Here is a 9,178-nt window from a genome sequence, read left to right on the forward strand (position 1 = left end):
CGCGGGATTTGTTCTGAAAAAATTCATCCAGTGCTTTATCACTTGATTTGTTTCTTGAAGCTGTCTTTGCGTTCCTTCTTTTTGATTTTCTCCTATTTTGTGAGCCTCTTTTTCGGACGTCTCTCTGGTTTTCAATCTCGGTGGATATATTCTGTAATTCCATTTTACCATCCGATTTGGTTGACTGAATGTCAGGTTTTGAAGCAGGGCTTTTTTTCAAAGCCGATGATTGAGAGCCCGCAATATCTGTATTGGTAACTCCAGGGATTTTTCTATTTTTTTGGTTCATGCTTTCCTATACACCGGAATGACGAATATGAACCTGAAATAATGAAAAAAAATCGAACGGATTCATTTCAGCATCCTGAACAGGGAGCGGCTGTTAATCAAATGTTGTCGAATACTCCAGGCTGCAATATGAAAGATGCTTCAAGAATTCGCAAAATTTCACTTTTCTTTATATCTGCATACAGTGGATGTGCTTAACAAAAGTATTTTCTGATATAAATAGCCTATATATTTTGAACAAATTTATCGCTTATTTACTTCAATTAAGATTAATTGTTCTTGATATAAACATTTTAAAGAATCTTAGGTTTGGTAAAGTTCATCTACAGTGGTAATTGCTAAAAAAGGGCAGGTCCTAATCGACCTGTCCCATTGTTTCATTACCTCCATTTTCCATTTCATGAAGATACCCAAGATACTGATCAAATACAGCCTTTTGCGGGATCTGAATAAAAATTTCAACCGCTTCTTTTGGATGACTTGAGCACCAGGCTGAAAGGGCAAGTAAAGTAGAGGGAATACTCTTGGTTAACGGAATACCAAAGCTTTCTTCACTCATCGCTGGTAAAACGACACTCTTATAACCGGCTTTACTTGTTTCATTCATCGCATGAAGATATATCTCGCTGATTGCCGTTTCTTCATACATTGGTTCAATCCCTGAAACAGGAGCAACCATCAACAAAATTGAGGATGTGTGATCACAATGATCACCTGGTTCAAGTAAAATCGTATTACCAACATTCAGAAAAGGAACATTCTGTTTGAGTTCCTCTAAAGCTGGTTTCATTGGTTCAAGCAATTGAGCCGAGAAAGAATCTGCTGGTTCAAGACTTTCAGTAATAAAGCAGCCCTGAACATCAGGATGAAGATCTTTTGGTACTGACTTTATCAGATAGATTCCTGAACGAATCTGAGTTGCAGCAGCCAGATCAAGCAATTGAGCAATCATCTTCCGATCAATCAATACGGACACATCCCAGGGATTCAGTACAATTCCCTGCAGATTTTCGGATTGAATAGCATATTCGAGAAATTCTTTAAGAAGAACAGCCGTGTATTTACTGGCCTCGCCCTTCTGGAACTCATTTTTACTGGTAAAGGCAGCCAGAGCCTGTCCGCCTCTGGCCAGTTCCACAGTTCGAGGAACTGCCTCTCGCAGATCTGAACCTCTTGTCAGATCATCCACGGAGACTTTATCAAGTCGGAAAAGATCCGCTTTTGGGCTTTCCTGTTCATACTGATCAGAAACAGGAATCAGCAGCAGACCCTGATTAATCATCTTACGCTGCAGTGTTCGAATGAGCGTTTCGAGATTTTCATGCGTTCGATCTTTTTCAAGTCTGAGAATAATGTCTTCAAGATCGCTGTTATCAATTTGTTGGGGTTCAGGAATGGGGGTCAGAAAATTCATTGACATAGACAACACCTCTTTCCTTAGCTTCATTGTAGATAGCACAAAGACTTTTCAAATTCAAAATGCCCATGTGAATCGACAGGTAACACTCGTAATACAAAAAATCATTATAAAACGGCCGCTCACTCATCCAAGAGTAAACAGCCGTTTTTTAACAGTTCACTTAAAACGCTATAGGAATCGAATAATTCATTCCTTTGGTAAAACAGACGAAGTTCTGTTTGCGCTGGTTTTACAGAATTAGTCAGATTATATCTAAGGCTGATCTGGCCGATTCATCCAGAAAACCAGCTTTGCATCGACCTGATTTTTATCGAGAGTCAGGACTATATAGCTGATTCCACGTCCATCTCTGCTTCTCAATAGAGAACCTGGATTGATGACAAGGACTCCATTGATTTCTTCAATAAATGCTTTATGAGAATGACCATAAATGGCAATGTCACATCCATTCTGATTAGCCATGTCTGCCAGTCTTTTTTCCCGATTTCCATAAGGGAGCTGTTGACCATGCAGCATAAAGATTTTATGACCATCCGCAAGAATAATTCGATTTTTTTCCATGTCCCGCTCGTAGCGAATATCGTTATTCCCCATCACCGTAACCCAGTGATCGTACTTTTTCGGATCTGTACCCCAGTCTCCGGCATGCAAAAACAAAGCGGCTTCCGGATACAGCTTTTCGAGTTCAAGCAACCTTTCGTTTCGTCCATGTGTATCGGACGCGACAATAATCTGCATATATCTCAACCTCCTTACATAAACTGAATTTGACAGTCATTTTAAAAGATTTTCTGTTTGATCCATTTGATCAGACTTGATCAGAGTAATTCAGACTAAATCCGATCATTCCAAACCAAACTGTTTCATCAAATGCAATTCAATCAATCAGGATTTGGATTTTTGTCTTTCAGAGATTGTATAGAAACAAAACCTGCCTGTGAATCTTCTGGTTTCCTGGCAGTTTCAACGAATTCCAGGTTGAATGGTGCCAATGGCATTGGATCTTTGGAATTCGAAAAATCTTTTTTGAAGACTGTATGAATCAACCGGATCAGTTCACTGCATCCTGATTCAGAAGGTTCATTCATCTGATCAATTAATGCCTGAGCTTTATCGAAGTTCATTAAATCCGGATACAGTTTGCAAATGGATTTGAGCGGCATGCTAAGCAACGCGCAGACGGCTAGATTCGGACTGTTCTTTTTTAAAGACCGATCACGATACGCGATAAGCCATTCTATGGATTTGGCTGCTGCCCGGTTTGGAGAGTGAGCAAATTCTTCCAAAGGGGTTTCTAGATCCATCTTCCATGCCGATTTCCGGTAATGAACTGGCATATTAGTTTCGACTTCTGGCTGAACATCTTCTCCATCCTTTAAGAATATTCTGGTGCTCCAAATAGGTTCTTCGATATTCCATGCCAGTTTTAGATTCACCTCTCCTTTAAGAATGGCAAATCGTTTGGACTGAGGAAGATAACGCCTGAACGTATATTCATCAAAAGGAATAAATCCCTTTTTGATCTGGCCTTTTTTTAAGTGAATTCTTTCAAATCCAACCAGAACTTCTTCTGAACTCACTTCATCATGATCTTCCCATTTTCGATAGAGCTGAATGATCCCATCTCCATCCATATTGCCTACATTTTCAATTTCAAAGCAGATTCCATCTTTGTTTGCTCCTGCAAAATTTAAATGAAATTCAGTATAGCTTAATCCATAACCAAAAGGATATCTGACTGGAATATGCTCCGTATGGAAATATCGATAGCCTACTTTTGTCTGTTCAGAGTGATAACTGATCGGCTCTTTTTGCGGAAAATTTGTAACCAGATGATCGTCCATATGACAGGCAAAACTGAATGCCAGCTTCCCGGAAGGTGAGAATTCTCCAAAAAGCAGGGAAAACATGGCTTCAAGACTGCTCTGACCTGACAGTCCCGTATACAAAATCCCCTGGACTAAAGGTTCGATAGATAATTCAATGGCACCAGCGATTGCATCAATCAGGATGATGGGTTTGTTTAATGCAGCCAGGCTCTGGATCAGATGTTTCTGATTTTCGGGCAGATCTGCTTTTCTTCGATCCAGTCCTTCGGTACTTTCGCATAATGGAAAAGCGGCCAGAACGATGATGACATCTGCTTTTTTGGCAGCGGAAATAGCCCTGAGTTCTAATTTAGAATCGACTGATTCATCGTGAAGACGATATCCTAAAGATTTTTTATAAGGTATATTCAGATACTTTTTAGCGATAACTTTGAAATTTTCAGTAAACTTTGGATTCACTGCAGCCGAGCCATTTCCCTGTATTGGAAAATGTTCAAAATCTCCGATAAAGCAAACTCGCTTCATTGGATCCAGTGGAAGAATATTGTCATCATTTTTTAGCAATACAGCTGATTTTCTTGCGGCTGCAAAAGCAAGTTGATGGTGATAGCGATAGGATGGAGTCTGATCCTTTAAACTGCCTTTTCGTTCTTCAATTCTTTGATCTGCTTTCTGAATGGCTTCAAGCATTTCAGCAGCTCTTTTATCCAGGTCTTTTACTTCCAGTCTGCCTTCTTCAACTGCTTTGAGGATTTCATTTTTGCTTTGACCATTGGTTGCAGGCATTTCAAGCGTACTTCCAGCCCGAATGGCCTTGATGATGTCGTTGCCGCCGCCCCAATCACTCATGACTGCCCCTTGAAAGCCTAGCTGTTTTCGTAAAATTTCCTTTAAAAGAAAAGCATTTTCAGAAGCATATTCACCATTCACCTTGTTATAGGCACTCATGATCCAATCTGGTTGACTCTGTTTAATGACCCGTTCAAAAGCCGGCAGATAATACTCCATGATGGACTGCATGGATGCTTGCTCATCAACACTCATTCTGAAGGTTTCCTGTGAATTGAGCAGGAAATGCTTTGGACAGGCGCTGACTGTTTTCTGAATTCCCTGAATCATGCTTGAAGCCAGTTCTCCTGCAAGACATGGATCCTCAGAAAAGTATTCAAAGTTTCTTCCGCCCATCGGATGACGCATCATATTGATTGCCGGAGCTAACAATACATCGACTTTCAAAGAAGCCGCTTCTTTTCCCATTGCTTCTCCGATGCGAAACATCAGTTTTTTATCCCATGAACAGGCAAGCGTACTTGCAGCTGGAAAACAGGTGGATGGAATCGAAGGAAACATACCCAGATGATCCTGGACATATCTTTGCTTACGAACGCCCTGGGATCCATCCGAAAAAATAAGTCCTCGAATATCTTGAGAGGGTATCGAGGCGGATTCAAACGCACCTTTTCCACAGACCAGACTGGCTTTTTGATCCGTTGTAAGATCACTGATCAGACTTTCGATTTCCTTCTTCATTCATAAACACCCCGACTTTCATCTTTAAAAAATTATAATGTCTTGCCTGGACTGATTCGAAAAAAAAGCCGGCCAGGCAGCCGACCTCGTTTTGTTTCCACAATTTTATTGGATTGTATAGTGTGTATGACTGAGCACTCTGACCAGATCGGGAGTAAATGCATAGACCCGTGCCTTATCCTCATCTGGTCCAAAGGTCACTAAAACCTGCCCTTTATGAACTTTCTCATTGGGGCTGACTTCAACCTTATATCCTACTGGTCCAAATGGAAACTGAATGCCATATCCGTGTCCATTATCCATATAAATTTCAATCTGATCCTGGTCCTGATTAATCATTTCAACCGTTCCATCCTCGAGTGCAAGAACCTGGTTATTCTTTACAGCCGACTTTCCAAGATGGAGAGCTTTTTGTTCAGCTTCCTTAGAAGCCTGAGGATCTGCAATATTATCAGCGATTTCGTTAGCTCCTGCTTCGATATCCTTTTTCAAATCTTCAATGAATTTCCACATAACCTGTCTCCTTTCTTCCTATTCTTCTTTTATTATATTTTCAGGATGGAAAAAAGATTTACAGAATGCTCTGAGGTCTTTTCACTTGATCCATTTCTTTCTTATTCCTGACAGATCTAAACTATCCATTATCTAAAGTCATTGGAATTGCATTCACCATTTTTTATCAGCGGATCTCATATCTATTTTGTTTTTTAGAAATGTATTCTGATGTGTGGCGCATGAAAAAAGCCAGCTTTCAAATCATTTGGTATGATTTGAAGGCTGGCTCGATTTTTGATATCAGATGAATTCTGAGCTCATACTGAGTTCATACTTGGTTTTGCAGAATTAGAAAACCATTGCCTCAATCCATTCAGATGAAGAGATGTTTTGGTTTTATTGGGCTGCCTGCTGAATAATTCGCTGAGCGATATTATCAGGTACTGGATCATAACGGTCCATGCTGATGGTATAGCTTCCAAGACCCTGTGTCATCGAACGCAAATCGATGGAGTAGCGGGCCATTTCGGACATTGGAACCTGGGCTTCAATCATCTGAGCATCATCTGATGGAGTCATTCCAAGGATTGCGCCCCGGCGTTTATTCAGATCGCCAATGATTGTTCCTGTATATTCATCAGGTACTGTAACCGTAACGTTCATGATTGGTTCAAGCAGAATTGGACGGCATTTACTCATCGCATCCTTATACGCTAAACGAGCTGCCAGTTTGAATGCCATTTCTGAAGAGTCAACATCATGGTATTTACCATCAAGCAATGTAGTCTTCAGGTTAACCATCTTATAGTGAGCTAATGGTCCATCCAGTGAATTTTCTCTTAATCCTGTTTCAACCGCTGGGAAATACTGTCTAGGTACGGCTCCTCCAAATACTTTTTCTTCGAATACGAGTTCTTCAGAATCCGGATTTGGAGCAAATTCGACAAAGACATGACCAAACTGACCATGACCGCCTGACTGTTTCTTATGACGGCCTTCTCCGACTGCAGTTTTTGTGATCGTTTCACGATAAGTGATCTTCGGATCGGTAAGATCTACGTTTGCCTTGAATTTAGACTGCAGTTTGTTGACGATGACATCAAGATGCTGGTCACCCACTCCATAGATGACAGTCTGTCGGGTTTCTGGATTGATCTTAACGACGAACGTCGGATCTTCTTCCTGAAGACGGTTAAGACCATTGGAAAGTTTATCTTCATCGTTCTTCGTTTTTGGTTCAACCGCCTGTCCGAATAATGGTTCTTCAAATACAATCGCAGGAGCCACCAGACGCGTGGACTTATCGCAAAGCGTATCATTGGTTTTAGTTGCCTGAAGCTTGGAAATGGCACCAATATCACCTGTAAAGATCTTACCGGCAGCAGTCTGATGTTTTCCTTTGATGGTAAAGATGCTTCCAATTTTTTCAGCTTTTCCTGTATTGCCATTAATCACCTGAGAATCGGAATTCAGGGTTCCAGAGAGCACTTTAACGTAAGAAATACGGCCAACGAATGGGTCCATGATGGTCTTGAACACCTGAGCGGTCAGAATTTCATCTTCGGTAGTAAGCAGTTCAACTTTCTGACCATCTGGGGTTTCTGCCGTGAAAATCCCCTTTTCAGAATAAGATGGGAAGTAAGTGATGATCAGATCCATCAAACGGCCGATTCCACGGGACTGAATAGCGCTTCCGGAGAAAACAGGAATAATTTCCCCATTTCTGACTCCGATGCGAACTCCTTTAGTCAGTTCTGCATCTGTGAATTCTTCACCGGAGAAGAATTTTTCCATGAGTTCATCATCACCCATGGCAACTGCTTCAGCGATCTGTTCCTTATACATTGCCACTTCATCAGCCATGGCTTCCGGAATAGGCTGGGCCACAGAATCAGAAGCTTTTGGCCCTTTATGATACCAGGCTTTATTTTTCAAAATGTTGACAGTTCCTACATATTCTCCGTTTTCAATGATTGGAACTTCGAATGGAATAACGGATTTCCCAAAGGCTTCATGCAGCTGGCTGTAGGCATCTTCGAAGCTTGTGTTTTCTTCGTCGAGATGATTGATAAAGAAAATTGTCGGTTTGCCAGATTCGATGGCTTCCTTATAGGCAATACGGGTTCCTGGTTCAAGCGGGCTTTTGGCGTTGACGACGATTAAGACATTATCCCCAGCGGCTAAACCAGCGGCTTTTTCACCGGAGTAGTCAAGATAGCCAGGCGTATCGATAAAGTTAATTTTGTTGTCATCCCATTCGATCGGAACGATGGATGTATAGATGGAAGTTCCACGTTTGATTTCTTCAGCGTCAAAGTCGATCAGGCTCGATCCATCTGTGGTTTTGCCAAAACGATCAGTGGCGTCAGTATAGTACAGCATAGCCTCGAGGACGGAAGTTTTACCAGATCCCGAGTGTCCGACAACGGTGACGTTACGGACTTCGTTACTTTTATAGTCTCTCATTTTCTTTTTTCCTCTTATTGTTTACAGCAGCGGTTCAAGCTGGGCGCGGCAGTGTTCGCGAACGTAATCGAGTGCAGTGTGTCCCTGTTTATCGGTCATATCCTTATCGGCTCCATAAACGATCAGTTTTTCAACCAGAGATGGATATCCGCCATAAGCTGCTCTCATTAAGGCTGTGCATCCGTTATTATCAAAAAGGTTTACATCCGCATTGCGGTCGAGCAATTTATTGATCGTATCGCGTTTGAAGGCGATGCAGGCTTCCATTAGTGCACTGCGGCCAACTTCATCCTGAGCATTGATATCAGCGCCTGCATCCAGTAATAGATCCACGCAGCGATCCTGGCCAAGTAAGGCAGCTCTCATTAAAGCGGTTCTTCCATTATCATCTTTGGCGTTTACATCGGCACCAGCATCAATCAGGGCTTTGCAGATGGTCTTGTTGCCTTTTTTGGCTGCACCCATCAAAGCTGTTTTTCCACTATTATCTGCTGCATTTACATCAGCCCCATTATCGATCAGCATCTGAACCACGTCCTTGCGGTCTCTTTTTGCAGATCTCATCAGCGCAGTTCGGCCATCGCCATTGGCGTAGTTTACATCGGCACCCGTACGAATCTGGCTTGCTGCCATAGAGAAATCTCCATTAGCGCAGGCATCCCAGAATACTTTATTGAAATTCTGTTCCATATTATCCTCCTCGAATCTGTATTCGTTCAAAAGACAGAAAAAACTGGAATAAACAGTATTACCCCAGTCTGCACCGGAAAAAAGGCCGGTTTCCGTATTCAGTTTTTAATGTGATTGCAGCATTGCTCTTCATGAAAACCACCTCTTTCCGTGTTGATGTGTTCATTGTAAGTGGTTTCAGAAATTCCTACAAATTTTCATGAAATCAAGAGCCAAGGTGGACATCTTATCAGCCAACTCGGACATTTCTTAGAATTCCAGCATTCTTTTTTACTGATTCAGATCGAATTTCCGAAGACTAAAACTACAGATTTTATCAATTGGTTTGAGACTTTTGTTCGTGGTTTTATAAAAGTACCCAAAACGGGTGATTTAATACTTAACACTTTTGGTTAAGTATTCGCTCGTTTCGGGTACTTTTTTGTCTCGTTATGGGCCCAGAATTATCGTCGACAATATT

Annotated in this window: 6 protein-coding genes; all 6 read right to left on the reverse strand. The window is 41.5% G+C overall.

Translation table 11 applies throughout. From position 1 onward, the window contains the following. Window positions 1–643: 643 nt before the first annotated feature. Complete coding sequence (locus BO222_RS01755) at window positions 644–1,708, reverse strand: SseB family protein (protein WP_075817820.1); 1,065 nt, start codon at window positions 1,706–1,708, stop codon at window positions 644–646. A gap of 252 nt (window positions 1,709–1,960) precedes the next feature. After that, a complete protein-coding gene (locus tag BO222_RS01760; RefSeq protein WP_075817822.1) occupies window positions 1,961–2,446 on the reverse strand; it encodes a metallophosphoesterase family protein in 486 nt (161 codons plus the stop codon). A 143-nt stretch (window positions 2,447–2,589) separates the two neighbouring features. After that, window positions 2,590–5,067 (reverse strand): beta-glucosidase, encoded by a 2,478-nt coding sequence (locus BO222_RS01765; RefSeq protein ID WP_075817824.1) that lies wholly within the window; start codon window positions 5,065–5,067, stop codon window positions 2,590–2,592. Between the two features lie 105 nt (window positions 5,068–5,172). Next, window positions 5,173–5,580 (reverse strand): hypothetical protein, encoded by a 408-nt coding sequence (locus BO222_RS01770; protein ID WP_075817826.1) that lies wholly within the window; start codon window positions 5,578–5,580, stop codon window positions 5,173–5,175. Window positions 5,581–5,958: 378 nt separating this feature from the next. Beyond that, a complete protein-coding gene (gene fusA, locus BO222_RS01775) occupies window positions 5,959–8,028 on the reverse strand; it encodes an elongation factor G (RefSeq protein ID WP_075817828.1) in 2,070 nt (689 codons plus the stop codon). 21 nt (window positions 8,029–8,049) lie between these two features. Then, a complete protein-coding gene (locus BO222_RS01780; protein WP_075817830.1) occupies window positions 8,050–8,718 on the reverse strand; it encodes an ankyrin repeat domain-containing protein in 669 nt (222 codons plus the stop codon). Between the last annotated feature and the right edge of the window lie 460 nt (window positions 8,719–9,178).

It is taken from the genome of Ileibacterium valens (assembly GCF_001945525.1).
Taxonomy (GTDB): domain Bacteria; phylum Bacillota_I; class Bacilli_A; order Erysipelotrichales; family Erysipelotrichaceae; genus Ileibacterium; species Ileibacterium valens.

Excerpts from the sequence above, each read along its gene's own strand:
- BO222_RS01755 (WP_075817820.1), bottom strand. The coding sequence starts at position 1,708 with ATGTCAATGAATTTTCTGACCCCCATTCCTGAACCCCAACAAATTGAT.
- BO222_RS01760 (WP_075817822.1), bottom strand. The coding sequence starts at position 2,446 with ATGCAGATTATTGTCGCGTCCGATACACATGGACGAAACGAAAGGTTG.
- BO222_RS01765 (WP_075817824.1), bottom strand. The coding sequence starts at position 5,067 with ATGAAGAAGGAAATCGAAAGTCTGATCAGTGATCTTACAACGGATCAA.
- BO222_RS01770 (WP_075817826.1), bottom strand. The coding sequence starts at position 5,580 with ATGTGGAAATTCATTGAAGATTTGAAAAAGGATATCGAAGCAGGAGCT.
- fusA (WP_075817828.1), bottom strand. The coding sequence starts at position 8,028 with ATGAGAGACTATAAAAGTAACGAAGTCCGTAACGTCACCGTTGTCGGA.
- BO222_RS01780 (WP_075817830.1), bottom strand. The coding sequence starts at position 8,718 with ATGGAACAGAATTTCAATAAAGTATTCTGGGATGCCTGCGCTAATGGA.